Consider the following 25,426-nt stretch of genomic DNA (forward strand, 5'->3'; position numbering starts at 1 on the left):
GACGGCGAAGAAGTCGGGGTCGTGCGAGAGGTCCATCACGGTGGTCCGGGATCGGCTGCGCAGGTGCGCAGCCCATAGCCGATTCCGGGCCGGTCACGCGGTGCCGAATCCCACCCTACAGCACCGGATCCGCGTCGATGCGCATCCGCAGGATCGCGTAGGGGCGCTGCTGCAGGTCCTGGCCGCGGTTGAATTCCGGCCGGCGGTTGACCTGGGCGCCCGAGATGTAGAGCCAGCGGTCCGGGGTGATCCAGAACGTGTCGGCCCAGACCAGGCGGTCGTCGGCGGCGAGCACCTCCACGGTGCCGTCCGGCCAGCGCCGGCCGACGGCGTTGTGCTCCTGCAGGCTGAGATAGATCCGGTCCTGCGAATCTGTTGTCAGGCCGCCGGTCATGCCCTTCTCGCCGAGATCCTGGACCTTGGCGGCCAGGGCCGCGTCCGACACGGTCGGGTCGAGCAGCGCCGCGGTCTCCACCGCGTAGAGGCGCCGGCTCATCAGCGGCGCGTAGTACAGGCGGCGCCCGTCCGGGCTGATCGCGATGCCGTTGGCGCCGCCCTTCGGGTGCTTGGCCGGCGTATCGCCCTTCTGCTCCATCACGGGCCGCAACTCCACGAACTTGACCAGGCCCTCCTCCGTGGCGGTGCTCGGATGGTCGGCGAGGCGGCGTGTCACCCGCCCGCTGGCGAGGTCCACCGCCAGGATCGCCCCCTGGCCGCCCTGGCCCTGGTCGGTGATGTAGGCGAGCGCCCGGTCGTCGCGCACGTCGACGCGGAGGTCGTTCAGGGAGGAATGCTCGACGACACCGGCATCGAGCGGGATCACCCGGCGGATCCGGTCCTGGGTGATGTCGATCTCCACGAGCTTGGCGCCCCCCGGCACCGGCTTGCCCTTGCCCTCGGGCAGGCCGGAATCGAGGATCCAGAACGTGTCATTGCGGTCGAACACGCCGTTGGGCACGTGGAACAGGGTCGCCTGCGGGTCCTTCGGGTCCGGCTTATTGGTCCGGGCGTCCGGGTAGGGCTTCACCGAACCGTCGGGCAGCACCTCGCCCAGCGTCACCGGTTCCGATCCGGTAAAGCGCGGCATCATCACGAACATCCGGCCGCCCCGGGCGATCGCCAAGCCGGTGGGCGTGGACGGGGCGTCGGCACCCATCGCCAGTTCCAGCACCCCGGCGGGGCGGCTGGTAGGGGGCTCGCGGTGGGGCGACGACGCGGCGCTCGCCGGTCCGGCCGCGAGGGCGACGAGACCCGATCCGATCAGGCGGCGGCGGTCGAGGGGCATGCAGATCCTGTGGCTTGGCGGTCGGGCCGGCGGCCCGCCTTCGCCGCTTCCGGCGGGTCGAGGGGCCTCCCCGGCCTGCAGGGTCGGGAATACCGGCCCAACGCGCGGCAGGGGCGGGCGATCCCGCCTCGGATCGCGGCGCAGGCGCGCGAACACGGATCCTCCGGTACTGATCAGATCTGTGATCCTGCGTATCGAACGGCAGACATCTTCGCTGCGTTTCATATTTGTGCACGTATCAATGTCGTAAGAAGTTTTTTACGAGCAAATATAAGACAATTATCGATTTAATATCTATATTTATGTATTGATAAAATTGTTGACATTCCTGTCTGTCCCGCGCTAAGGGCGGTTCAGTATCAGTAACGACATCGATCGGTTGCGGAGTATCCGGTCGCGCAGCAGAAGTTTTTTAACAGACCCGCGTGGAACCGCGGGCCGATTGCCGCCGGCAAGACCTTCGCGTCTTTCATGGGGTCGGGATCGGGTCCGGATATGCCGTGTTCCGGCCTCCGGTGTTCATGATCGCATCGTCATGGTACCTCGCTACGGTCGCCGGTGCGGCGGCCGCGCGGGGGGACTCACGCTCAACACGGGACTGGACAGCCGTCTTCCAGCGCTGCGACGCGCGCGGGGACAGGGCCGAGATCGACAGGTAGGAGACCCATGGATCCCCAAGGATCCGGACATGAGCCGGAGGCCGCGCCGCCACGGAGCGCCCAGCCGCGGGTCCTCGCGGTGGCGGTCCAGAAGGGCGGCACCGGCAAGACCACGCTGGCGGCCTCGCTCGCCGTCGCAGCCGCGGAGGCCGGCGAGCGTGTGACCGCCCTCGATCTCGACCCGCAGGGCTCCCTGGCCGGCTGGGGCGCGACGCGCGAGACCGACATCGTGGCGATCGACCGGCTCCAGCCTTGGGAGATCGGCCAGCTCCCGGAAATTCTGGACATCCTTGCCCAGCAGGGCACGACCCTCGTCGTCCTCGACACCGCCGGCAGCGCCAGCGGGCTGGCGCCCGCCTTGAAGGATGCGGATTTCGTGCTGATGCCGGTGCGGCCCTCGCGCCTCGACATCGTGGCGGCGCGCCCGACCCTCCAGGCCCTGATGACTCTCGGCCTGCGCGGCCGGTTCGCCCTGGTGCTGAACCAGTGCCCGCCGCCGCCCTCGCCGCGCACCAGCGCCTATGCTGCGCAATTGCGGGCGCTGGGCGTGCTGGCCGAGCCGGGCATCATCCACCGGGTCGATCACCAAGACGCCCTGGCGACCGGGCTCGGCGTCACGGAATACGCGCCCGCGAGCCCCGCCGCCGAGGAGATCCGGGCCCTGTGGGCCTGGATCGACGCGAAGATGCGGGCGTCTGACGCTCAGCCCTGAGCGAGCGCTGCGAGGATCCGCGCCCAGGAGCGCGTGCCCTTGTGGAAGCTCGTCAGGTCGTACTTCTCGTTGGGCGAGTGGATCCGGTCGTCGTCGAGGCCGAAGCCGATCAGCAGCGTGTCGCGGTCCAGGAGCCGCTTGAAGTCGCCGACGATCGGGATCGAGCCGCCGGCACCCACGGTCACGGCCGGCACGCCCCATTCCTCGGCGAGCGCCGTCTTGGCGGCCCCGAGCTGCGGCATGTCGAAGGGCAGGCTGATCGCCCGCGAGCCCTTGTAGGTGATGAATTCGACTTTGCAGTCCGCCGGCACCCGTTCGCGCACGAAGGCCTCGAACCGTTCGGCCAGAACCTTCGGGTCCTGGTCGTCCACGAGGCGGAACGAGATCTTGGCCGAGGCGGTGGAGGCGATCACCGTCTTGGTGCCCTCGCCGGTATAGCCGCCGATGATGCCGTTGGCGTCGCAGGACGGGCGCGACTGCACCAGCTCGATCGGCATCCGCCCGCGCTCGCCGGCCGGCTCCTTCAGGCCGATCGGCCCGAGCAGCGTCTCGGGCGTCAGGCCCAGGCCGCGCCACTGCTCCAGCACCTCGGGCGGGCGCTCGTGCACGCCGTCGTAGAAGCCCGGGATCGTCACCCGCCCGTCTTCATCGTGCAGGTCGGCGATGATCTTGGCGAGCACGTGGATCGGGTTGCGCGCGGCGCCGCCGAAGAAGCCCGAATGCAGGTCCCGGTCGGCGCAGGTGACCTTCACCTCGAAATACGCGAGCCCGCGCAGGGACGAGGTGATGGCGGGCGTGCGTCGGTCCCACATGCCGGTGTCGCACACGAGCACCACGTCGCAGCCCAGGCGGTCGCGGTTGGCCGCGACCCATTCCGGCAGGCCCTGCGAGCCGCTTTCCTCGGCGCCCTCGATCAGGATCGTGACGCCGCAGGGCAGCTCGCCGCTCATCGCGATATGGGCCCGGCACGCCTCCACGAAGGTCATGACCTGGCCCTTGTCGTCGGAGGCGCCGCGCCCGACGATCGTTTTGTGACCCTCCGCATCCGACGCGATGCGCGGCTCGAAGGGCGGCGTCGTCCACAGGTCGAGCGGGTCGACCGGCTGCACGTCGTAATGGCCGTAGAACAGCACGTGCGGCGCGCCGGGCTTCGGCTTGGTCGCGAGCACCACCGGGTGAAGGGACGTGTCCTCCACGGAGGTCTCGAAGCCGAGCGCCGTGAGGTCCTGGGCGAGCCACGCGGCGGCGGCCCGGCAATCGCCGGCATGGGCCGGCTCGGTCGAGATCGACGGGATCCGCAGGAAGGCGAACAGCCGCTCCAGGGCGTTCTCCAGGTCCGTGTCGATGTCGTTGAGGATCGCGTCGAGCGCGGCCATCGGGGGCTCCGGGATGCGGCAGGATTTTTCGAGACGACAGAGTTACCCGAGGCGAGGTGGGCGCGGCAACGCCCGAACGTCCAACCCTGAGACCGATCGTCCTCGGAACGGGAGCAGATTGGAATGGTTATCGACAGAACCGTCTGGCTGGCGCGCCCGTCGCTCCGTCGCCGCACCCAGACCGATCCGTTCCCCGCCCGGATTCGCGGCGGCTCCAGACCTTGGACCAGCCCATGCTTCTCGAAAAAAGTCCGCCGGTGCGGGCCGATGCCGGCCTCGCCATCACCCTGACGATCAACGGGCAGCGGCGCGAGCTCACGGTCACGCCCTGGACCACGCTGCTCGATCTCCTGCGTGAGAAGCTCGACCTCACCGGCACCAAGAAAGGCTGCGACCACGGCCAGTGCGGCGCCTGCACGGTGCTGGTCAACGGCACCCGGGTGAATGCCTGCCTGACGCTGGCGGTGATGAAGGACGGCGCCGAGATCACCACGGTCGAGGGCCTCGCTGGCCTCGGCGACCGGGGCGGCAGCAACGCGCTGCATCCGATCCAGGAGGCGTTCATCGAGCACGACGCCTTCCAGTGCGGCTACTGCACCCCGGGCCAGCTCTGCTCCTCGGTGGGACTGATGAACGAGGGCCACGCCCACAGCCGCGAGGAAATCCGGGAGGCGATGAGCGGCAACATCTGCCGCTGCGGCGCCTACACCAACATCGTCGATGCCATCGAGGACGTGATGCAGGGAGCGGCGCGATGAACCGGTTCGATTATGTCCGCGCCGGCACGGTGGCGGAGGCGGTCCAGGCTTACGGGGCGGGGGCGCGGTTCATCGCGGGCGGCACCAACCTGATCGACCTGATGAAGTACGAGGTCGAGAAGCCGGGCCGGCTGATCGACATCACCCGCCTGCCCCTCGACGGCATCGAGGCGCATGAAAGCGGCCTGCGGCTCGGGGCGCTCGCAACCAACGCCAAGGTGGCCTACGACGAGCGCGTCGCCGCGCAATACCCGCTGTTGCGCAACGCCATCCTGGCCGGTGCCTCGGCGCAGCTGCGCAACGCCGCCTCCACGGGCGGCAACCTGCTGCAGCGGACCCGCTGCTACTACTTTTACGACACGGCCACGCCCTGCAACAAGCGCGAGCCCGGCTCCGGCTGCCCGGCGATCGGCGGCGTCAACCGCATCCACGCGATCTTCGGGGCGAGCGAGAGCTGCATTGCCACCCACCCGTCCGACATGTGCGTCGCCCTGGCGGCGCTCGAGGCGACGGTCCGGGTGAGTGGGCCGCAGGGCGAGCGGACGATCCCGTTCGCGGATTTCCACCGCCTGCCGGGAGACAGCCCCGAGATCGACACCAACCTCGCCCCCGGCGAGATCGTCGTCTCGGTCGACCTCCCCGAGAGCAGGTTCCCGCAGCACTACACCTACCTGAAGCTGCGCGACCGGCTGTCCTACGCCTTCGCGCTGGTCTCGGTGGCGGCCGGCGTCGAGCTCGACGGCGACACGATCAAGACCGCCCGCCTGGCGCTCGGCGGCGTCGCCCACAAGCCCTGGCGCAACCGCGAGGCCGAGGCGCTGCTGGAGGGCAAGCCCGCCACCCGCGAGAGCTTCCAGCAGGCGGCCGACCTCATCGTCTCCGAGGCCAAGCCGCAATCGGCCAACGGCTTCAAGATCGACCTCGCCCGGCGGGCCATCGTGCGCGGCCTCGAACAGGCTGCTGCCGGCACGCCCCAGTCGCTCAGCGACAAGCGCATCCAGTAGGCATCCCGATATGACCCAGACCTTCAGCTCCACCGGCCACGACACCTTCGTCGGCAGCCCGCGCAGCCGCATCGACGGACCCGCCAAGGTCACCGGCTTGGCCAAATACGCGGGCGAGTTCGCCGCCCCGGACCTCGCCTACGGCTATGTGGTATCGAGCGCCATCGCCAAGGGCCGGATCGCGGCGATCGACTCCGCTGAAGCCGAGGCGGTGCCGGGCGTCCTCAAGGTGATTACCCACGAGAACCGGCCGCGCACCGCGTGGCGGGACAAGAACTTCCAGGACGCGGTGGCGCCCCCCGGCTCGCCGTTCCGCGCCCTCTATGACGACCTGATCGTCTATAGCGGCCAGCCGGTCGCCCTGGTGGTGGCCGAGGATTTCGAGACGGCGCGCTACGCCGCCTCGCTGATCCAGGTCCGCTACGAGGCCCAGGAGCCGACGACCGACCTCCGGGCCGTGCGCGGCGAGGCCTACGATCCGCCCGGCAAGCGCGAGGGCATCAAGCCGCCGCCGGAGCCGTGGGGTGACGCCGACCAGGCCTTCGGCAGCGCGCCGATCCGCGTGCAGGGCGCCTACACCCTGGCCAACGAGCACCACAACCCGATGGAGCCGCACGCCACCACGGTGGTGGTGGAGAAGGACGGGACCTACACGGTCTACGACAAGATCCAGGGCGTCTCGAACAGCCACCAGTATCTCGCCAACGTGTTCGGCCTGAAGCCCGATCAGGTGCGGGTGCTCAATCCCTATCTCGGCGGCGGCTTCGGCTCCGGCCTGCGCCCGCAATACCAGGCCTTCCTGGCGATGCTGGCCGCCCAGGAGCTGAAGCGCTCGGTCCGGGTGACCCTGACCCGCGACCAGATGTGGTCCTTCACCTACCGGGGCGAGGCGCTGCAGACCGTGTCCCTCGGTGCCGAGGCGGACGGGACCCTAACGGCGCTCCGGCACGATGCCGTGCAGGGCACCTCTCATTACGAGGATTACCAGGAGGTCATCGTCAACTGGTCGGGGGTGCTCTACCGCTGCGATAACGTCGCCCTGACCTACCGGATCGCCAAGCTCGACACCGCCACCCCGGGCGACATGCGTGCGCCCGGCGCCGTCACCGGCGTCTTCGCCATCGAGACCGCCATGGACGAGCTCGCCTACGCGACCGGGATGGATCCGATCGCGCTGCGGCTGAAGAACTACGCGGAGTCCGACGCCACCGCCGAGGGCAAGCCGTTCGGCTCCAAGGAGCTGAAGGCCTGCTTCACGCAGGGCGCCGAGCGCTTCGGCTGGTCCAAGCGCAGCCCCGAGCCCCGCTCCATGCGCGAGGGCCGCGAGCTGGTCGGCTGGGGCGTCGCCACCGGCGTCTGGGAATCGATGATGATGCAGTCGAGCGCCATCGCGACGCTCACCGCCGACGGCCGGCTGGTGGTGGGCAATTCCACCGGCGACATCGGCACCGGCACCTACACGATCCTGACCCAGATCGCCGCCGACACCCTCGGCCTGCCGATGGAATCGGTCACCACCAAGCTCGGCGACACGCGCCTGCCCGAGGCGCCGGTCGCCGGCGGATCCTGGACCGCGGCCTCTTCCGGCACCGCCGTGATGAAGGCCTGCCGCAATGTCGGCGAGCAGCTGTTCAAGCTGGCTCGCGGTCTCGAGAACTCGCCGCTCGCCAATGTCGACGTCGACCGCGCCGTCTTCGAGGACGGTCGCATCTCGGTGGCGGGTGATCCCAGCCGCAGCGTCTCGATGGTCGAGGTGATGCGGGCGGCCGGGGTCGACAAGGTCGAGGCGGTGGAGCAGGCCGGCCCGGACAAGGACTTCAACGACACCTACCAAGCCTACACCCACGGGGCGATCTTCGTGGAGGTGAAGGTCGATGAGGAGCTGGGCCAAGTCCGGCTCACCCGGGTGGTCTCGGCGATCGCCGCGGGCAAAATCCTGAACCCGAAGACCGCGCGCAGCCAGATTTTGGGCGGCGTGGTGATGGGGATCGGCTCGGCGCTCGAAGAGGAGTCGATGCTCGACCACCGCTTCGGCCGGTTCATGAACCACAATCTCGGCGAGTATCATGTGCCGGTTCACGCCGACATCTACGACATCGACGTGATCTTCGTGGACGAGGAGGACAAGGCCAATCCGCTGGGCGTGAAAGGCCTGGGCGAGATCGGCATCGTCGGTACCGCGGCGGCGATCACCAACGCGGTGTTCCACGCCACCGGCAAGCGGGTGCGCGACCTTCCGATCACGATCGACAAGCTGCTGTGACGGGTGAGCAGCCGATGTTTCCCGTGAAACATCGGCTGCTTCCGGGACTCACAAGTCGTTACAGAAAGACCGTCGTACAGAGTGTGCGGCGGTCTTCGTGCATGAGCCCTCCTTGAGCCACCTTCTGCAATCCTGGCGCTTCTGGGCGCTTGCCGCCGCCGGATTCGCAGCGCTGACCGCGATCCTCGCCAAGGTCGGGGTTGCGGGCGTGCAATCGGATGTCGCCACCTTCGTGCGCACCCTGGTGATCGTCGCCTTCGCGGGGGCGATCGTGGTCGGCTCCGGCCAGACCGGAGGACTCGCGCAGATCTCCGGCCGCAGCTTGGTCTTCCTGGTCCTGTCGGGGCTCGCGACCGGGGCGTCGTGGCTGTGCTACTTCCGGGCGCTGTCGCTGGGCGATGCCGCCCGGGTTGCGCCGCTGGACAAGCTCAGCGTCGTGCTGGTCGCGATCCTCGGCGCCGGCCTGCTCGGCGAGACATTGAGCTTCGCAGCGTGGGCAGGGGTCGGACTGATCGCCGCCGGGGCAGCCCTGGTCGCCTCGGGCTGGTGATCGTCTCACGGGATGAGCGCCAGCACACCGATCCGTTTACCGGTCGGGTGCATCCTGGCGGTCTCGTGCGAAGGAGACCTCCCATGCAAGCGGTCTATCGCGGCTTCGAGACCTCGCTGCTCGGTCTCGCTTTCTGCCTCGGCCTCGGCGCTTGCCTGACGCTCGGCACCCCGCCGGCGCCGGGCGACGGGTTCGCCGTCACCCTGCCGATGCTCTCCGTGACGCGCGCCGGGCCCTGAACCGGGGGCATTGGAGCGCGTGACGCCGAAGTGGATACCGGTCCGGCGGCAAGCGCGCTGAAATCAAGGATTTGGCGTCGTTCCCGATTGCAACGCCACGGTACACGACAGGGGCTCGCTTGGTCCTGCTCGGCGCTCCTCCCATCCAATCCCCTCATCCTGAGGCGGCGTAGCGCAGCGGAGGCCTCGAAGGAGCCCTCCAGCCAGCCGCGCGATCCCTGGAGACCTCCTTCGAGGCTCGCTGCGCTCGCACCTCAGGATGAGGGAGGGGGTTGGGATCAACCTATGGTGTCCGTCAGCCGGCACAGTCAATCGATCCGGCGCCCTTCGATGTCACGCTGTCGCGCACCGTATTGAAACGCGATCGGGACCGACTCGTCTAAGCGGCACTCCGGCCCGCGCGGAACATGAAGTTGCGCGCCTCGTCGTCCATCTCGGCCTTGAAGGTGTGGTGGCCCTTCAGAGCCTCGGTGGCCTGCGCGGCCGGGCGGGCGTTGATCGCGTCGAGGTGGCGCTTGACGTTCGGCAATCCCGCGAAGGCGTCCTCGCCCAGCACGAACGGCACCATCCGGGCCCAGCCCCACACCGCGATGTCGACGATCGTGTAGGTCTCGCCCAGCACGAACGGCCGGTCCGCGAGCCGCGTGTTCAGGATGTCCCAGTGGCGGCGCGCTTCGAAGGCGTAGCGCTCAGTGGCGTAGGCGCCGCCGTCGCGGGCGAAGTGGCGGAAATGGACGCATTGGCCGGAGAACGGCCCGATGCCGGTGGCCACGAACATCAGCCAGGACAGCATCTCGCCCCGCACCGCCTCGCCCTCGGGCAGGAACTGGCCGGTCTTGCCCGCGAGGTAGAGCAGGATCGCGTTCGAATCGAACACCGTCACGTCGTCGTCGACGATGGTCGGCACCTTCGCGTTCGGGTTGAGCGCCGTGTAGGCGGGATCGAACTGCTCGCCCATGCGCGGATCCACCGGCACCGGCTCGTAAGGCAGGCCCATCTCCTCCAGGCAGAGGGCGACCTTCATCGGGTTGGGGCTGAGATTGTAGAAGAATCGAATCACGGCGCTCTCCCTGAACGGCTGCGAACGGTTGTCCGCGGGCCGAGCCTGCGCAAGCCGCGCCGGTGCGGGGCGGCTATTCCACCACGATCTTGTAGCTGCGGCCCGGCACCAGGGCGGCGCCGCGCTCCAAGCCGTTGAGGACCAGGAACCGGTCGAGCGCCCGGTCCGGCACCGCCATGCGGTGGGCGAGTTCCTCGGCGCTGGTCGAGCCGGCCTGGACCACCTGCAGCCGCAGGGGCCGCAGCACCGCCTCCTCGGGGGTGATCGCCCGCAGGCTCGCGACCCAGGGGCGGAAGGCCGGCTCAGGGTCGGTTGCGCCCTGGGCGGCCATGATCATCCGGAAGGTCGCGTCGTCGACCCGGATCGCCGCGAGGCGGAAGGTCCAGTCCTTGCCGCGGGACAGCGCGAAGGCTGCCGGGTGGCCGCCGACCTCGCGGGTCTCGAACCCGGCCGGGTCGAGGGCGTCGTTCCAGCTGCCCTTCAGGGCCGCGTCGAGGGGCTGGCCGTCCTTGGCCTCGATCTGGTCGAACAGCAGCCGCCGGTTGCCGTCCGGGGTGGTGCCGAGCACGGCCGAGCGGGTGTTCTCCAAGACGAACCCGTCCGGCACGTCGAAGGCGATGCCCAGACCCGGATGGACGAAGCGGTGGCCGCGCACCGCGCCGTCGCGCGGATTGTCGCCGTAGGGCAGCCCGTCCACCGCCGCGAGATACTGCGCCCGGTCGTCGGCGCCGATGCCCGGCGCCCCGATCCGGCGCGCCGCCCGGGTGACCTGGGTGATGCGCTCGGCGGTGCCCGGATGGGTCGCCAGCATGTCGGGCTCGCCGGTGCCGCCGCTGCCAGCCTTCAGGTTGGTCGAGCGGTTGAGCGCAGTGAGGAAGCGGCCGGCCGCGAACGGATCGTAGCCGGCCTTGGCGAGGGTGCGCACCCCGGTGGCGTCCGCCTCCAGCTCCTGCTCGCGGGAGAACCGGGCCAGCGCGAAGCGCGACTGGTGCTGCAGCTGCGCGCCGGTATCGGGATCGTTCAGGACGTCGGCGACCACGCGGCTGACCAGGGCCGAGCGCAGCTCCAGCTCGCTCCGGGCGGTGGCGTGGTTGAGGGTGACGTGCGCCATCTCGTGGGCGAGCACGGCCGCCACCTCGGAGGTATCGCTCGCCAACGCCACCAGCCCGCGGGTGACGTAGAGCCGCCCGTTCGGCAGCGCGAAGGCATTGACCACGGGGGAATCGAGCAGCGTCACCGCGTAAGTCTGGTCCGGGCGCTCGCTGGCCTTCACCAGCCGGTCCGTCACCTCCGTGAGCATCCGCATCACGTTGGGCGCGCGCACCTCGCCCCCGAACGAGGCCACGAGCTTGAGATGGTCGGCATCGGCTGCGCGCTCGCGCCCGGTGGTGCGCGGCGCCTCGGCCGGCACCCGGACCACGGCCGGCGTCACAGGACCCGCGGCCTGGTCGGCCACGCAGGCGCCGAGGCTGGCCGCCAGGAGCATCGCCCCGGCGCAGGCCGGTGCCCGGCCGCGCAAGCGCCGCCCCACCTCCCAAAATCGCTCCGTGATCCCGCCCATCGCGATCAGCGCCGCAGCTCCCGTTCCCCCGTCGGCCCGGCCTCGCGCCGGTCCGGCTCGCCCAGGATCTCGACCCCGTCGGCGTTGGCCTCCAGGGTCGGGCCGCGCCAGACCTCCAGGATGCCGCGGACCCGCACGCGTCGCCCTTCGAGCGAGGCCGCACTCAAACCACGGGTACGCATCGTTCGCCAAGTGCGTTTCGATACCGTGACCGTGAGCCCGTCCTCGCCGCGGGCCACGAAATCGAGATAGGTCCGGGCGCTGCGCTCGCCGACATGGCGGATGCGGCCCTCCACGACGACGAAGCGTCCCTCCTGCGCCCGCAAGGCCGGGCCGTCGGTGGCCTGGAGCGTGGACTCGCGCCACAGGCCGAGTTTCTTGTCTCGGGCGGCATCTTCCACCGCGCGCAGGGCCGGACGGCAGAGCGAACCGCGTTCATTCGCGTCCGCAAAGGCAAGTCCTGCCCCGAGCAGGCCGCCGGCGAGATCGATATCGGTATCCGCCACCTGGATGTCGGCGTGCGCCCGGCCCCAGCGGTCGGGCGGTCCGCGCGGAACAACGACGAGGCCGTCGCCCCGCCGGGCATCGAGCCACGCACGCGCCGCCTCGGCCGCCCCCGGGGCGTCCGGCCAACGGACTGAGTCGAGCACGATCCGGGCGCCGGAGGCGAGGCGGATCTCGCCGCGCAGCCCGACCCCGTCGAAGATCTCGGTGCGGGCCGACTCCGGTCTGCACTCGGCGGCACCCGGAGCGGCGCGGGCCGGCGCGGCCGCGCCGAGGAGGGCCAGCACCAGGGTCACCCGGTACAGCGGCCATTCCGCCGGTTCGCCGTCTGTCCGGATCATCGAACGCATCCCGGGCCGATTCTGCCCCGGAACGCCACCCCGTGCACCGCGCGGTTGGCCTGCCCAGGCGTTGATGCTATGGGAATCGTGGTCGTCTCCGTAGCTCAGCTGGACAGAGCACAGGTTTCCTAAACGGTCACAATTGGGCGTCGCGCCGGGAAACCGCGCGGCGGATCCGCTCAAAGTCGGGGAAAGCTCCCGGCGCCGGTCTTCCGGCGTCCTGCCGATCCCGAGCCAAGCCTGCCCGGCGCCGATGCGTCGAACGGGAAGGTGTAGAGACTAGACGGGCGGCACCTAACGGCCGGGCGCAAGCACGGCCCAGGGTGAAGGGATAGTCCAGGCCACGAACGCGGCCCGCAAGGGACGCGGCGGCGAAAGCCGAAGTGGTATGAAACCTGGGGTCGCAGGTTCGAGCCCTGCCGGGGACACCAGAATTCAGGCCGCCGATGCGCAATCAGCACCGCGGCAAAACATTTACCGCGATGGTCACCCGCCGGTGACACGCACGCGCGATACGGTTAAGCTTCGCCGCCCGAAAATCGCGGCAGGAGTGGGCAAGTTCTTCATGGCGGGTCAGAAAACCGATCAGCGTGACGTGTATGTCGGTCAACGCATCGCCGAGCAGCGCCGGAAGGCGTCGCTGACGCAGCGTCGCGTCGCGCAGAGTTTCGGGATGTCGGCAGCGCAGTTGCAGAAGTACGAGAAGGGCACCAACCGGATCAGCGCCGTCCATCTCGACATCTTCTCCCGGATGACCGGGGTGCCGATGGATTATTTCTTCAAGGGCATGCCGCGCACCGACGACTTCACGGCGCCGGGCTTCTCCGAGCCGGAGCAGGCGCCCCTGACCGATGGCGGTGGCCTGCAGGGCCTGGCCGAGATCGTCGGCCGCCACATCACCGAGCATTTCTCCGAGGAAGCCCGTCGGGACGTCGCCGCCGCCATCCGGGCGCTCGACCATAAGCTGAACGGCTGAGTGCTGAGTCGCGCCGCAAACGGACGTTTTTTCATCCATTTCGTACGTTATAGCGGATCCGTCCGGCGTTTCGCCTTGACCGTGGCGCGACCCGGTGCGAGAACCCCGGCCCCATGAGGGGTCAAACGCCGCGATCGCGACGGCGTACCCGTAGCCGGGGTCCGTCCGATGCCGCGTTCCAACTACCTGTTCACCAGTGAGTCGGTCTCCGAGGGCCATCCCGACAAGGTCAGCGACCGGATCTCCGATACGGTGGTGGACGCCTATATCGCGGCGATGCCGGAGGCCCGGCTCGGGGTCGAGACCCTGACCACCACCAACCGCGTCGTGATCGCGGGTGAGGTGCGCGGTCCGGATTCCGTGACCTTCAAGGATCTCGAGGAGTTGACCCGCCAGGCCGTGAAGGAGATCGGCTACGAGCAGGACGGCTTCCACTGGAAGAACAACGAGGTCCAGATCTACCTGCACGCCCAGTCCGCCGACATCGCCCAGGGCGTCGACGCGGCCGGCAACAAGGACGAGGGCGCGGGCGACCAGGGCATCATGTTCGGCTACGCCGCCGACGAGACCCCGGAGCTGATGCCGGCGCCGCTGTTCTACGCCCACAAGATCCTCAAGGACCTCGCCGACGCCCGCAAGAAGGGCGAGGGCGATGCCGGCAAGCTCGGCCCCGACGCCAAGAGCCAGGTCACGGTCCGCTACGAGAACGGCCGCCCGGTCGAGGCGACCCAGATCGTGCTGTCCACCCAGCACCTCGACGAGTCGCTGGATTCGGCCGACGTGCGCGCCATCGTCGAGCCCTACATCCGGGCCGCCCTGCCGCAGGGCTGGGTCAACGAGGGCACCGTCTGGCACGTCAACCCGACCGGCAAGTTCGTGATCGGCGGTCCGGACGGCGATTGTGGTCTCACCGGCCGCAAGATCATCGTCGACACCTACGGCGGCGCGGCCCCGCACGGCGGCGGCGCCTTCTCGGGCAAGGATCCGACCAAGGTCGACCGCTCGGCGGCCTACGCGGCGCGCTACCTCGCCAAGAACGTGGTTGCGGCCGGCCTGGCGCATCGCGCCACGATCCAGCTCGCCTACGCGATCGGCGTCTCGAAGCCACTGTCGATCTACGTGGACCTGCACGGCACCGGCCAGGTCGACGAGGCCAAGCTCGAATCCATCCTGATGGACGCCATCGACCTGTCGCCGCGCGGCATCCGCACGGCGCTCGGCCTGAACAAGCCGATCTACGCGCGCACCGCGGCCTACGGCCATTTCGGCCGCGCCCCGGAGGCCGATGGCGGCTTCTCCTGGGAGCGCACCGACCTCGCTTCGAAGCTGAAGGCGGCCCTGTCGTAAGGCGGCCCGCGCTCCAGCGCTGAACGACCCGCCAGCGCGTCGTCCTCAAGTCGGGACGGCGCGCTGGCGTTTTTTTGGAGTCCCGGTTTCAAAAGGTCTTGGACCTTTTGCGGGTGCAGGGCAGAGCCCTGCTTCGGGGCCGTGAGCCCTCTGGAACCGTCCTGCCCGCGCGCGGACGACGTGTTGGTAGCTGATGCCTGACCTGAACGGACGACCCGGTCGCGAGGCCGAGGAGCCGGAGCGCGCCTTCTTCGGGCGGCGCAAGGGCAAGCGCCTGCGCGGGTTGCAGGAGCGGCGCCTCGCCGAACTGCTCCCGGCCCTGCGGGTCGCCCTGCCGCCGGGCGACGTGCCGCTCGATCCGCGCACGCTGTTCCCGGTGCTCGGCGGCGCGCCGGAGGAGGTCTGGCTGGAGATCGGCTTCGGCGGCGGCGAGCACCTCGCCGCCCAGGCCGAAGCTCATCCCCGGATCGGCATCATCGGCGCCGAACCCTTCGTCAACGGCGTGGTCAAGCTGCTCGCCGCGATCGAGGCGCGGGGTCTGCGCAACGTCCGCATCCGCGACGAGGACGTGACCGCCCTGCTGGCGCGCCTGCCGGATGCCTGCCTGGACCGGGTCTACCTGCTCTATCCCGACCCCTGGCCGAAGCGCCGCCAGTGCAAGCGCCGCTTCGTGTCGGATGCCTCGCTGGCCGAGATCGGCCGGGTCCTGAAGGATGGCGGCCTGTTCCGCTTCGCCAGCGACATCGACGATTACGCCGGCTGGACCCTGGTCCGGGCCGCCCGCTGCCCGGTCCTGACCTGGACGGCGACGCAGGCCCGCGACTGGACCGAGCCCTTCCCGGGCTGGCCCGGGACCCGCTACGAGGCGAAGGCGCTGGCGGCGGGCCGGCGCCCCACCTATCTGGAGTTCGTGCGCCGCCCGCGCTGAACGGACGGGTCGCCGCAGCCGGGCGGGACGCCTTGCAACGGTCACGCTCGGGCGCCATCCTGAGTTGCCTTCGCGGTCCGGGCCGCGGCAGGGGGGTATCTCGTGCGGGAACGCGCCACGGCGCGTTCGAGGAAGTTTCCGAGTGGGCGAGAGCGTGGGTCAAGACCCGGCGACGGACGACCCGTACCGCGCGGGCTTCGACGATGCCGCGATCGGCCTCGTCGTGCTGTCGGCGGATGAGGCGACGATCGTCGCCGCCAACCGGCTCCTGCACGATCTGCTCGGCTGGCCGCCGGGCCAGTTGACCGGACGCGCGACGGTGGAGTTTCTGGCCGACCGGCCCGAGGGCCTCGGCGACGGCATTCAGGCCTGGCGCCGGGCGGACGGGACCGTGCTCGACGTGCGGGTGCGGCGCTCCGGCCGGACCCTGGTGGTCGAGACCGTGGACGCGGACGCGGCCGCGCATTCCGAGGCGAACCGCGAGGCGCTGGAGAATGCCGGCCTCGGCGAGTGGCGCTGGGACCGGGCGAGCGGCCTGCTGACCCTGTCGCGCCGGGCGGCCCGGATCCTGGGGCGGCAGCCCGGGCGGTCCGTGCCGTGGGACGAGCTCAAGACCGGCCTGTCCGATCCGGAACTCGCGCGCCTCGGCGCAACCGTCGCCGAGGCGCGTCGGTCCGGCAAGCCCTACCATTTCGATACCCCGGTGACGGTGGCCGGGCGCACCGTGATCCTGCGGGTGCGCGGCCAGGCCGTGCCGGGCCGCGACGGCGAACTCGCCGGCATGGTCGGCGTCGTCCAGGACATCACCACCCGGGTCGAGGCAAGGGACGAGATCCTGTCGCGCGATCAGCGCCTGCGGGTGGCGACCACGATCGCCAAGCTCGGCATCTTCGAGTGGCACATGCTCGAGGATCAGGCGATCTGGGAAAACGAGCACATGTACGAGATCTTCGGGCATGCGCCCGAGGACGGCACCATCGGCAAGAACGAGTTTCTGAACGACATCCTCCACCCGGACGACCGCGCCGCGGTCCGGCACGCGATCTCGAAGGCGCTGCGGGAGGACGGGATCCTGCAGATCGGCGGCCGGATTCGGCGGAGGTCCGACGGGGCGTGGCGCACCATCGACATGGCCGGCCGGTTCGAGCGCGATGCGCCCGGCCGCCTGCCCCGGCGCCTGATCGGCGTGGTCGCCGACGTGACCGACCGGCGGATCGCCGAGGAACGGCAGAGCCTGCTGATCCGGGAGCTGCACCACCGGGTCAAGAACACGCTGGCCACCGTGCAGGCGATCGTGGGCTCCACGGCGCGCACCGCCTCCAGCATCGAGGATTTCTACGAGGCGTTCGTGGGGCGGATCAAATCGCTCGCCCACACCCACGCGGTGCTCACCGAGGATACCTGGCAGACCGCCTCGCTGGCGAACCTGCTGCTCAGCGAGCTGAAGCCCTACGCGGAGGTCGCGGCCGATGGCGGGGCCGAGGGGCGGATCAGCCTCGACGGTCCGGCGATCGACCTGCCCTCCGAGATCGCGGTGCCGATCGGCATGGCGATCCACGAGCTCACCACCAACGCGGCTAAATACGGGGCGCTCTCCAACCGCACCGGGCGGGTCGCGGTGACCTGGTCCCTGGAGCCCGGGGGAGCGGCCGGGATCCTGCGCTTCCACTGGCGCGAATCGGGCGGGCCGCCGGTCCGGCCGCCGAGCCGCCAGGGCTTCGGCTCGCGCCTGCTGCAGCGGGTGCTGATCACCCAGGTCCAGGCCGAGGTCGAGACCGATTACGATCCCGAAGGGTTTTCCCTGACCATGCGGGCGCCGATCCCGCCGCGCAACGACAGCCTCAACCCGCTGGTCTGACCGGAGGGTCCCGTCAGGCGGCGCCGCGCGCCCCGGATTCGCCGCCGCCGTCCACGAAGGCCTTCAGCTCGTCCAGGGACGCGAAGGTGAAGCGGCCCTGCGGCGTCTCCGCCTCGATCGAGCCGTCCTCGAACATCACGTAGGTGTTGCCGCCGGAGGCGTAGCGCCCGACCACGGTGCGGGTGTCCGGCTTCGCCTCGGGCTCGGGGTCCGGCGCTGCGTCGAGGCTCGGACGCAGGGCAGGGGGGGCTTGAGCGGGCTCCGGGGTGGGATCCGGATGGATCTCGGGCTTGGCGGGCGCTTCGGGCGCGGCGAACAGGTCGTCCTCCGGGCTGCGCTCGGCCGCGGGATCGGGGACCACCTCCGGGACGTGCCGGCGGGGCGGCTCCTGCTGCGGGACCGGGGTCGACGGGAAGGCGTGGATCGGGAAATCCGATTCCAACGCGGCAGGCTTCTGCGGCTCGGCGGCCTTCGGGGCCTCGTCCGGCCGATCCTCCACGAGGCTCAGATGGGGCTCGATCCGCGGTCGCTCGGGATCGAAGGCCGGCTCGACGATCGGCGGCACGATGAAGGCCGGAGCGGCCGGCAGCACCGGCGGCAGCCGCGGCTGGTTCTCGGCGACGGACCCGGCCTCGGAGGACGCGAGCGCCGGGCCGTGCCCGACCGCCCGCTCGACCCGGCGGAACGTGAGGGCGAGCACGCCGATCCCGAACAGCACGGCGCCCGACGAGGCCGCGACGGAACCCGCGATCACCATCGCGAGGCCGCTCTCCAGACGCACATAGGGAAAGCCCTGGATCACGGCGGCGCAGCCCCCGATGGCCATGGCGGCGGCGAGCGCGAACAGCGCAGCGATCATGTTACTCTCTGAAACGGGCCGGCTAACCGCCGACGCTTACGGCGTGCCGCACAGTAAGGCCTTGCGGTCATATTGCAAAACCCGGCGGCGAGATTGTTCGGGATACCGGTTCTCACGTATCGTCGGGCCGGATCTCCGCGGCGGCGGTGCCCGCATCCGCCGGAACTTCGCGCCAAGCCTGGCCGCAGCGGCGTTGCCGTTGCGCGGGCACCGACTTACCTAGCTGATCGTGACCCGGAAGCCCCCGCCGGGGACGAGGCCGCCCAAGGCTGGCGCGGGCCGCTGTTTCTCGCGAAGCACGGCAGGCTCCAGCCCATTGTTATCGCACGATGATCTCGGAAGGCCGGGCTCCGGTTTGTCCGCATCGTGCTCCAAGCGGAGACAGAGCCAATGACCTTCACGCTGCCGGAACTGCCCTACGCCTACGACGCGCTCGGGCCGTACATGTCGAAGGAAACCCTCGAGTTCCACCACGACAAGCACCACAAGGCCTATGTCGATACCGGCAACAAGCTGCTCGAGGGCACGGATCTCCAGGGCAAGAGCGTCGAGGAGATCGTCAAGGCCGCCTACAACACGAATCAGCCGCTCTTCAACAATGCCGGCCAGCACTTCAACCACCTCCACTTCTGGAACTGGATGAAGCCCAACGGCGGCGGCGCGATTCCCGGCACGATCGCCAAGAAGATCGACGAGGATCTCGGCGGCGCGGAGAAGTTCAAGGCGGACTTCATCCAGGCGGGAATCGGCCAGTTCGGCTCGGGCTGGGCCTGGCTCGCCGTCAAGGACGGCAAGCTCGCGATCCTCAAGACCCCGAACGGCGAGAACCCCCTGGTCCACGGCGCCAAGCCGATCCTGGGCGTCGACGTGTGGGAGCACTCCTACTACATCGATTACCGCAACCGCCGGCCCGACTACCTCAAGGCGTTCATCGAGAACCTGGTGAACTGGGAGTACGTCGAGAAGCTGTACGGCGAAGCGACCGCCTGAGGCATCGACGAACCGGCGGGCGCTGCGCGCGCCTGCCGGCCCTTGAGAGACGGGCCGAAACCGGCTCTTGATGCAACGAGCCGGGCCGACCCGGTGCAAAGGGTCCGGTCATTTCCGTTCGTTCGATACCCGCGACGTTTCCCCGGGACTTCCTCCCCCCTCTGCGGGGGAGGGTGGCCCTCGCGTCAGCGAGGGTCGGGAGAGGGGAACCCGGCTTCCGGAGAAATCGCGACGGGCTTCAGATCCTGAACCGTCGCGCTGCCCCTCTCCCCCCCTGCTGCGCAGGGTACCCTCCCCCGCAGAGGGGGGAGGGGAGCCGCGGAGAGCGGGTGGATCCATGATCCGCTCGATCCTCTCGGTGGGCGGTTGGACCCTGGTCTCGCGCGTCACCGGCTTCGCCCGGGACGTGGTGATGGCCGCCGTGATGGGCGCGGGGCCCATGGCCGACGCCTTCGTGGTCGCGTTCCGGCTGCCGAACCACTTCCGCGCGATCTTCGGCGAGGGCGCGTTCAACACCGCCTTCGTGCCGGCCTATGCCGGGCTCGCCGAGGCGGGCGCCTCCGGGGCGGCGCATCACTTCGCCGACCGCGTCTTCACCCTGATGCTGATCGTGCAGCTGGTGCTGCTGAACCTCGCCCTGCCGGCGATGCCCTGGGTGGTCCACGCCCTGGCGCCGGGCTTTGCCGAGGATGGCGAGCGCTTCCAGCTCGCGGTGGCGCTGACCCGGATCACCTTCCCGTACCTGCTGTTCATGACCCTGGTGACGCTGCTGTCGGGCATCCTCAACGCCCACCGGCACTTCGCCGTGGCGGCCGGGGCGCCGGTGCTGCTCAACCTCGCCATGCTGGCGGCCCTGTCGCTGAGCTTCCTGTTCCCCAACGCCGCCTACGCGGCCGCCTGGGGCGTCGCGGTCTCGGGGGTGCTGCAATTCGGCCTGCTGTGGTGGGGCTGCCGCCGCGCCCGGGTGATGCCCGACCTCGCCGTGCCGCGCCCCGACCCGGCGCTGAAGCGGTTCTTCGTCGTGCTCGGGCCCGCGGTGATCGGGGCGGCCGGGTTCCAGATCGCCACCTTCGCCGACACGATCATCGCCAGCTGGCTGCCCACCGGGGCGGTCTCGGCCCTGTACTATGCCGACCGGCTCTACCAGCTGCCGTTCGGGGTGATCGCCATCGCGGCCGGCACGGTGCTCCTGCCGGAGATGAGCCGGCGGCTCGCCTCCGGCGACGTCGCCGGCGCGCATGCGGCGCAGAACCGGGCGGCGGGGTTCTCCCTGGCCCTGTCGGCGCCGTTCACGGTGGCGTTCCTGACCATCCCGGGCCTGATCATGGCGGCCCTGTTCCAGCGCGGCGCCTTCAGCGCCGAGGACGCGTCCCGGGCCGCCTCGGTTCTGGCCGCCTACGGGCTCGCCCTGCCGGCCGTGGTGCTGGTGCGCAGCGCGGTGGCGAGCTTCTACGCCCGCCAGGACACCAAGACCCCGCTCTGGGCGTCGCTGACGGCGATTCTCGTCAATGTCGCGCTGAAGCTCTGGCTCACCGGGCCCTACGGCGTCACCGGCCTGGCGCTGGCGACGGCGGTCAGCCAGTGGGTGAACCTGCTGATCCTCGTCGTCCTGGCCAAGCGCCGCGGCTGGACGGCGCCGGGCCGCACCTTGGGCCTCACGGTCCTGGGCGTCGGCCTCGCCTGCCTCGCGCTGGCGGGCGTGGCCGTCTACGGCCAGGGCCTCGCTGAGGCGCTGGTACCGGCCCTGTTGCACGGACGCGAGATCGCCGTGCTGGCGGTGCTGGGGCTGGCCGGAGCGGCGATCTATGGCGGCCTGCTGGCCGGCCTGCTGCACCTGTTCGGCCTGCGTCTGCGCCGGGCCTGAGAGAGCCCGTCCCATCGAGCCGGGCTCGCCGCCGCGCCTGCGAGTCCCACATCGTCCCCGAGCGCCCAGTGAGGAACGCCATGACCAAGGACCTGCTCGCAGGCGTGAAGGCCGTCGTGTTCGACGCCTACGGTACGCTGTTCGACGTGAACGCCGCGGTCCAGCGCTACGCCGAGCTGGTCGGGCCGGATGCCGATCACCTCTCCGAAGTCTGGCGCAACAAGCAGCTGGAATACAGCTGGACCCTGTCGCTGATGGGCCGCTACGCCGCCTTCTGGGACCTCACGGTGCGCGCCCTCGATCACGCCCTGGCGCTGCATCCGGGCGTGGATCCCGGCCTGCGTGAGAAGCTGCTCGACGCCTATCGCGACCTCGACGCCTACCCGGAGGTGCCGAATGTGCTGGCGGTGCTGCAGAAGCGAGGCTTGCGCACGGCGGTGCTGACCAACGGCAACGCCGCCATGGTCGACCGCGCCGTGGCCTCGGCGGGCCTCGCCGACCATCTCGACGCGGTGCTCTCGGTGGACGACGCGCAGGTGTTCAAGACCCACCCCGACGCCTACCGGACCGCGCTCACCCGGCTCGCGGTCGGGGAGGCGGACGTGCTGTTCTGCTCCTCGAATCGCTGGGACGTGGCCGGTGCCTGCGCCTTCGGGTTCCGGACCGCCTGGGTGAACCGCAGGGGGCTGCCGGACGAATACGCCGACCTCGCTCCCACAAGCGTGATCGGTTCGCTCGACGGGTTGCTCTGAACCCGCGCCAGCGCGAGGCGCCGCTTCGGAGATTTTTAATCGTCCCGGTGTTGGATCGTCCTCAACACGAACGGGAGATGTTGCGCGTGTCCACGAACGGTTCCTTCACGACGATCCGCGCCGGGGCCGCCGCCCTCGCCGCGACCCTGGTGCTCGGGGCCGTCGCCCCGGCTACCGCCCGCGACCAGACCGGTGCGATCGTCGGCGGCCTTGCGGCCGGCGTGGTCGGCGGCGTGGTCGGGAGCGCCCTGATCAACGGCGCCAACCAGCCGCCGCCCCCGCCGCCGGAGTATCGCCCGCGCCGCGTCCTGGTCGAGGAGCCCGAGACCGTGGTGGTGCGCGAGCGCCGCGGCCCGATCTGCCACTACGAGCGCCGCAAGGAGTGGCTCGGCGACGGCGAGTTCACCTACCGCCGCGTCGAAGTCTGCGAGTAAATTTTTTACGATCGTCTCGTCGGCGCCGCGTCCCCCCGGGGGCGCGGCGTTCGTCATTTCACCACCAGCCAATCCTCGACCACGAGGGCGTCGAGTCCGGTGGTGTAGAACATCAGGATCGCGTCCTCCGCGCTGTGGAGGATCGGCTTGCCCATCACGTTGAAGCTGGTGTTGAGCAGGATCGGCACCCCGGTGATGTTCGCGAAGGCGCGGATCAGGGCCGCGAAGGCCGGGTTGCGCGCGGGCGTGACGCTCTGGAGCCGGCCGGTACCGTCCTGGTGGACCACCGCCGGGACCTTGCCGCGCACCTCTGCACGCCAGACGAGCGTGCGCTCCATGTACGGGCTGTCGGCGTAAGCCTCGAACCAGTCCGGCCCGGCCTCGGCCAGGATCGCGGGCGCGAACGGCCGGAACGCCTCGCGGTATTTCACCTTGGCGTTGAGTGCGTCCTTGGCGCCCTGCGGCCGCGGATCGGCCAGGATCGAGCGGTTGCCGAGCGCCCGGGGACCGAACTCGGCCCTTCCCTGCACCCAGCCGACCAACCCGCCCGCGGCCAGGATTTTTGCCGCAGCCCGGGTCGCCTCTGCATGCCCGACGCATTTGGCCCGCGGCTCCTGCTCGGCCAAGCGCTCCATCGCGGTGGTCGAGACCCGGGAGCCGAGATAGGGCGTCAGCGGGCGCTGCTCGGGGGGCGGACCGGGCCAGCCCGGATTGTCCTCCGCGTAGGCCAGCCAGGCGGCGCCGACCGCGTTGCCGTCGTCGGCCGGCGCCGAGGGCACGTGCAGCCGGGTGAATCCGGAGCGGCCGAGCACCCGGCCGTTATAGGAGGAGTTGAGCCCGCACCCGCCGGCGATCACGAGGTTGTCGGAGGGGCCGAGGGCGGCGGCCTCCGCCACCAGCACGTCCATCAAAGTCCCAAAAAAATCCTGGCCGCAGCGGGCGAGGTCGGCCCAGCCGGTGTCCAGGGCGTCCGCCGGGCGGCGCGCCTGGATCTCGGCGGCGACCGCCTGGATCGTCGCGGCCTCGGCGAAGCGCAGCCGTCCGGCCTCGATGGTGCAGAGCTGGGCCAGGAGGGCGGCCAGCTCCGGGTCGGGGCGTCCGTAGGGGGCGAGCCCCATGATCTTCCATTCCTCGCCCTTTATCTGGTCGAAGCCGGCGAGATCGGTGATCAGCCCGTACAGGAAGCCGAGCGAGCCGCGCCCGCGGTGGCGGCGCAGCTCCGTGATCCGGCCGCCCTCCAGCCGGTAGAGCGCCGCCGCGCCGGTCTCGCCCATGCCGTCGACCACCAGGGCGGTGGCCGCGTCGAAGGGGCTGCCCCAGAGCCCGTAGGCGGCGTGGCAGAGATGGTGCGGGTAGCGCCGCTGCGCCGCGACGATCGCACGCGGCGCAGCGCCGGTGGCCCGGCCCTCCTGGAGGAGCGCCAGCAGCGTGCCGTGGCCGGCCCGAGCCTGGGCGGCGTGCAGGTCGGCGATGAACACCCGCTCCGCCTGCTCGGGTACGAATGAGCGGTTGAGTGCCGTGGTGTGGGCGGCCAGCGCCATCAGGTCGAAGGTGCCGGCCTGCGCCTGCCCGCGCAGGAAATCGGTGAATTGCTGCCCCCAGGACGAGGCGACGACGAGCTCCGAGCCGGGCGGCACGTAGGTCTGCAGCAGCGCGGTCACCTGGGCCGGGTTGTCCGGCTCGCAATTCGGGGCACGCTTGACTTGGAGGAACCGCTCCGCGGCCTCGGCGAACAGCAGGGTGCCGTCCGGCCCGACGAGGGCGAGCGCCGGGTCGTGGAAGGTGGTGGCGAGGCCGAGATAGAAGCGCATGGAGAGGCAGGTAGCGCATTTTCCTGCGCGACGGAGCCCGACGGGGCTACCGGATTGCCCCGGGGCGCGGAGCCAGCAGGAGAATCGCCGCCCCCGCGAGACCCGAGAGGGCCGAGCCCGCGAGCACGCCGAGCTTCACCGCGGTCTCGTGCTGCGGATCCGCGAAGGCGAGACCGCCGATGAACAGGCTCATGGTGAAGCCGATCCCGCACAGGACCGCGACGCCGTAGACCTGGCCCCAGCCGGCCCCGGCCGGACGCTGCGCCCATCCGAGCGCGACGGCGAGCCGTAGGCTGGCGAAGACGCCGGCCTGCTTGCCCAGGAACAACCCCGCGGCGATGCCGAGGGTCACCGGCTGGAGCAGGGCGTCGCGCGTCAGGCCGGTCAGATCGACGCCAGCATTGGCGAAGCCGAAGACCGGGACCACCAGATAGGTGATCCAGGGCGCCAGGGCGTGCTCCAGCCGATGCAGCGGCGACTCCACGTCTTCCGGCCGGCCGGGGCTGACCCGGATCGGGATCGTGAAGGCCAGCAGCACCCCCGCCACCGTGGCGTGGATCCCGGAGCGCAGCACCAGCACCCACAGCACGAGGCCGAGCAGGAGATAGGCCGACAGCCAGGTCACGCCGGCCCGGTTGAGGCCGTAGAGGCTAGTGAGCACGAGGGCGGCCAGTCCCAGCATCCCGACATCGAGGCCGGAGCCGTAGAACAGCGCGATCACCACCACGGCACCGAGATCGTCGACGATGGCCACGGCGCTCAGGAAGATTTTTAGGGAGACCGGCACCCGCTTGCCGAGCAGCGCCAGGACGCCGAGCGCGAAGGCGATGTCGGTGGCCGCCGGGATCGCCCAGCCGCGCAGGGTCCCGGCGCCGAGATTGGCCGCCGCGTAGACCAGGGCCGGCACCGCCATGCCGCCGAACGCCGCGATGCCCGGCAGCACCCGGTCCGGCCAGGTCCGCAGCCGCCCATCCAGGGCCTCGCGCTTGATCTCCAACCCGACCAGCAGGAAGAAGCCGGCCATCAGGCCGTCGTTGATCCAGTGCTGCACGCTCATCGGCCCGACCGGTGCGTGGAGCCCGTGTGCGTAGGCCTCGGCGAAGGGCCCGTTGGCGACCACGAGCGCCAGCGCCGCCGCGGCCATCAGGATCAGCCCGCCCGCCGCCTCGCTCGCGAGCATCGTGCGGATGGCCGAGAGCGGGCGCCGGCCCCGGGCCTGCGGGGCGCGGCCGGGAGTCGAAGGCGGCTTCATCGCGGGCAGGCTTGGCGTGGTTTGGGGGCGGGGGCAAGGGGCG

At 70.4% G+C, this 25,426-nt stretch carries 22 protein-coding genes; 14 read left to right on the top strand and 8 right to left on the bottom strand.

The features are described from left to right. Positions 1 to 115: 115 nt before the first annotated feature. Entirely contained in the window at positions 116 to 1,285 is a 1,170-nt protein-coding gene (locus tag MKK67_RS09905; RefSeq protein ID WP_243963765.1) for an SMP-30/gluconolactonase/LRE family protein, read from the bottom strand. A gap of 666 nt (positions 1,286 to 1,951) precedes the next feature. Between MKK67_RS09905 and MKK67_RS09910 the strand changes: the two genes are divergently transcribed. Further along, a complete protein-coding gene (locus tag MKK67_RS09910; RefSeq protein ID WP_243963766.1) occupies positions 1,952 to 2,656 on the top strand; it encodes a ParA family protein in 705 nt (234 codons plus the stop codon). On the opposite strand, the gene MKK67_RS09915 is transcribed toward MKK67_RS09910, so the two are convergent. After that, positions 2,647 to 4,032 (bottom strand): M20/M25/M40 family metallo-hydrolase, encoded by a 1,386-nt coding sequence (locus MKK67_RS09915; RefSeq protein WP_243963767.1) that lies wholly within the window; start codon positions 4,030 to 4,032, stop codon positions 2,647 to 2,649. The genes MKK67_RS09910 and MKK67_RS09915 overlap by 10 nt on opposite strands. Positions 4,033 to 4,265: 233 nt before the next feature. On the opposite strand from MKK67_RS09915, the gene MKK67_RS09920 reads away from it, so the two are divergent. From MKK67_RS09920 to MKK67_RS09940, 5 genes are all read left to right on the top strand, one after another. Then, positions 4,266 to 4,790: a (2Fe-2S)-binding protein gene (locus tag MKK67_RS09920; RefSeq protein ID WP_243963768.1), complete on the top strand. Its 525-nt coding sequence runs from the start codon at positions 4,266 to 4,268 to the stop codon at positions 4,788 to 4,790. Continuing rightward, positions 4,787 to 5,794, top strand: a complete 1,008-nt coding sequence (locus MKK67_RS09925) for an FAD binding domain-containing protein (protein ID WP_243963769.1) — start codon at positions 4,787 to 4,789, stop codon at positions 5,792 to 5,794. The genes MKK67_RS09920 and MKK67_RS09925 overlap by 4 nt, the downstream gene beginning before the upstream one ends. A 10-nt stretch (positions 5,795 to 5,804) precedes the next feature. Continuing rightward, positions 5,805 to 8,057 carry a xanthine dehydrogenase family protein molybdopterin-binding subunit gene (locus MKK67_RS09930; protein ID WP_243963770.1) on the top strand — a complete coding sequence of 751 codons (2,253 nt, stop codon included), beginning with the start codon at positions 5,805 to 5,807 and terminating at the stop codon, positions 8,055 to 8,057. Between the two features lie 112 nt (positions 8,058 to 8,169). Further along, complete coding sequence (locus tag MKK67_RS09935) at positions 8,170 to 8,607, top strand: EamA family transporter (RefSeq protein WP_243963771.1); 438 nt, start codon at positions 8,170 to 8,172, stop codon at positions 8,605 to 8,607. Positions 8,608 to 8,690: 83 nt separating this feature from the next. Further along, positions 8,691 to 8,846, top strand: a complete 156-nt coding sequence (locus MKK67_RS09940) for a hypothetical protein (RefSeq protein WP_243963772.1) — start codon at positions 8,691 to 8,693, stop codon at positions 8,844 to 8,846. Between the two features lie 379 nt (positions 8,847 to 9,225). On the opposite strand, the gene MKK67_RS09945 is transcribed toward MKK67_RS09940, so the two are convergent. The 3 genes from MKK67_RS09945 to MKK67_RS09955 form a co-directional block, all read right to left on the bottom strand. Then, on the bottom strand, positions 9,226 to 9,906 hold the full coding sequence (locus tag MKK67_RS09945; RefSeq protein ID WP_243963773.1) for a glutathione S-transferase family protein: 681 nt from the start codon (positions 9,904 to 9,906) through the stop codon (positions 9,226 to 9,228). Between the two features lie 73 nt (positions 9,907 to 9,979). Beyond that, complete coding sequence (locus tag MKK67_RS09950) at positions 9,980 to 11,467, bottom strand: M48 family metalloprotease (protein WP_243963774.1); 1,488 nt, start codon at positions 11,465 to 11,467, stop codon at positions 9,980 to 9,982. A 5-nt stretch (positions 11,468 to 11,472) separates the two neighbouring features. Beyond that, entirely contained in the window at positions 11,473 to 12,312 is an 840-nt protein-coding gene (locus MKK67_RS09955) for an OB-fold nucleic acid binding domain-containing protein (protein ID WP_243963776.1), read from the bottom strand. 565 nt (positions 12,313 to 12,877) lie between these two features. Between MKK67_RS09955 and MKK67_RS09960 the strand changes: the two genes are divergently transcribed. The 4 genes from MKK67_RS09960 to MKK67_RS09975 all read left to right on the top strand — a co-directional run bounded on the left by MKK67_RS09960 (position 12,878) and on the right by MKK67_RS09975 (position 17,421). Continuing rightward, positions 12,878 to 13,288, top strand: a complete 411-nt coding sequence (locus tag MKK67_RS09960; protein WP_243963868.1) for a helix-turn-helix domain-containing protein — start codon at positions 12,878 to 12,880, stop codon at positions 13,286 to 13,288. A gap of 168 nt (positions 13,289 to 13,456) precedes the next feature. Next, positions 13,457 to 14,635, top strand: coding sequence for a methionine adenosyltransferase (gene metK / locus MKK67_RS09965; RefSeq protein ID WP_243963778.1), 1,179 nt, complete (start codon positions 13,457 to 13,459; stop codon positions 14,633 to 14,635). A gap of 193 nt (positions 14,636 to 14,828) precedes the next feature. Further along, positions 14,829 to 15,563 (top strand): tRNA (guanine(46)-N(7))-methyltransferase TrmB, encoded by a 735-nt coding sequence (locus tag MKK67_RS09970; protein WP_243963780.1) that lies wholly within the window; start codon positions 14,829 to 14,831, stop codon positions 15,561 to 15,563. Between the two features lie 142 nt (positions 15,564 to 15,705). Beyond that, positions 15,706 to 17,421 carry an HWE histidine kinase domain-containing protein gene (locus MKK67_RS09975; protein WP_243963782.1) on the top strand — a complete coding sequence of 572 codons (1,716 nt, stop codon included), beginning with the start codon at positions 15,706 to 15,708 and terminating at the stop codon, positions 17,419 to 17,421. Between the two features lie 13 nt (positions 17,422 to 17,434). Here the strand turns inward: MKK67_RS09975 and MKK67_RS09980 are convergent, their stop codons facing one another. Further along, the gene (locus MKK67_RS09980; RefSeq protein WP_243963783.1) at positions 17,435 to 18,280 is read right to left on the bottom strand and encodes a hypothetical protein; all 846 of its coding nucleotides are present in this window, start codon (positions 18,278 to 18,280) and stop codon (positions 17,435 to 17,437) included. 390 nt (positions 18,281 to 18,670) lie between these two features. Between MKK67_RS09980 and MKK67_RS09985 the strand changes: the two genes are divergently transcribed. The 4 genes from MKK67_RS09985 (at position 18,671) to MKK67_RS10000 (ending at position 22,320) form a co-directional block, all read left to right on the top strand. Then, on the top strand, positions 18,671 to 19,270 hold the full coding sequence (locus MKK67_RS09985) for a superoxide dismutase (protein WP_243963784.1): 600 nt from the start codon (positions 18,671 to 18,673) through the stop codon (positions 19,268 to 19,270). A gap of 337 nt (positions 19,271 to 19,607) precedes the next feature. Beyond that, positions 19,608 to 21,134, top strand: a complete 1,527-nt coding sequence (murJ, locus tag MKK67_RS09990) for a murein biosynthesis integral membrane protein MurJ (protein WP_243963785.1) — start codon at positions 19,608 to 19,610, stop codon at positions 21,132 to 21,134. 80 nt (positions 21,135 to 21,214) lie between these two features. Further along, a complete protein-coding gene (locus MKK67_RS09995; protein ID WP_243963786.1) occupies positions 21,215 to 21,886 on the top strand; it encodes a haloacid dehalogenase type II in 672 nt (223 codons plus the stop codon). 77 nt (positions 21,887 to 21,963) lie between these two features. After that, complete coding sequence (locus MKK67_RS10000; RefSeq protein WP_243963787.1) at positions 21,964 to 22,320, top strand: hypothetical protein; 357 nt, start codon at positions 21,964 to 21,966, stop codon at positions 22,318 to 22,320. 53 nt (positions 22,321 to 22,373) lie between these two features. Here the strand turns inward: MKK67_RS10000 and MKK67_RS10005 are convergent, their stop codons facing one another. Together MKK67_RS10005 and nhaA are read right to left on the bottom strand one after the other, a co-directional pair. After that, positions 22,374 to 24,131: a carbamoyltransferase gene (locus MKK67_RS10005; RefSeq protein ID WP_243963788.1), complete on the bottom strand. Its 1,758-nt coding sequence runs from the start codon at positions 24,129 to 24,131 to the stop codon at positions 22,374 to 22,376. 46 nt (positions 24,132 to 24,177) lie between these two features. Beyond that, positions 24,178 to 25,383, bottom strand: a complete 1,206-nt coding sequence (gene nhaA / locus MKK67_RS10010) for a Na+/H+ antiporter NhaA (RefSeq protein ID WP_243963790.1) — start codon at positions 25,381 to 25,383, stop codon at positions 24,178 to 24,180. Positions 25,384 to 25,426: the final 43 nt, after the last annotated feature.

Source organism: Methylobacterium sp. J-072 (assembly GCF_022829425.1).
Classification (GTDB): Bacteria; Pseudomonadota; Alphaproteobacteria; order Rhizobiales; family Beijerinckiaceae; genus Methylobacterium.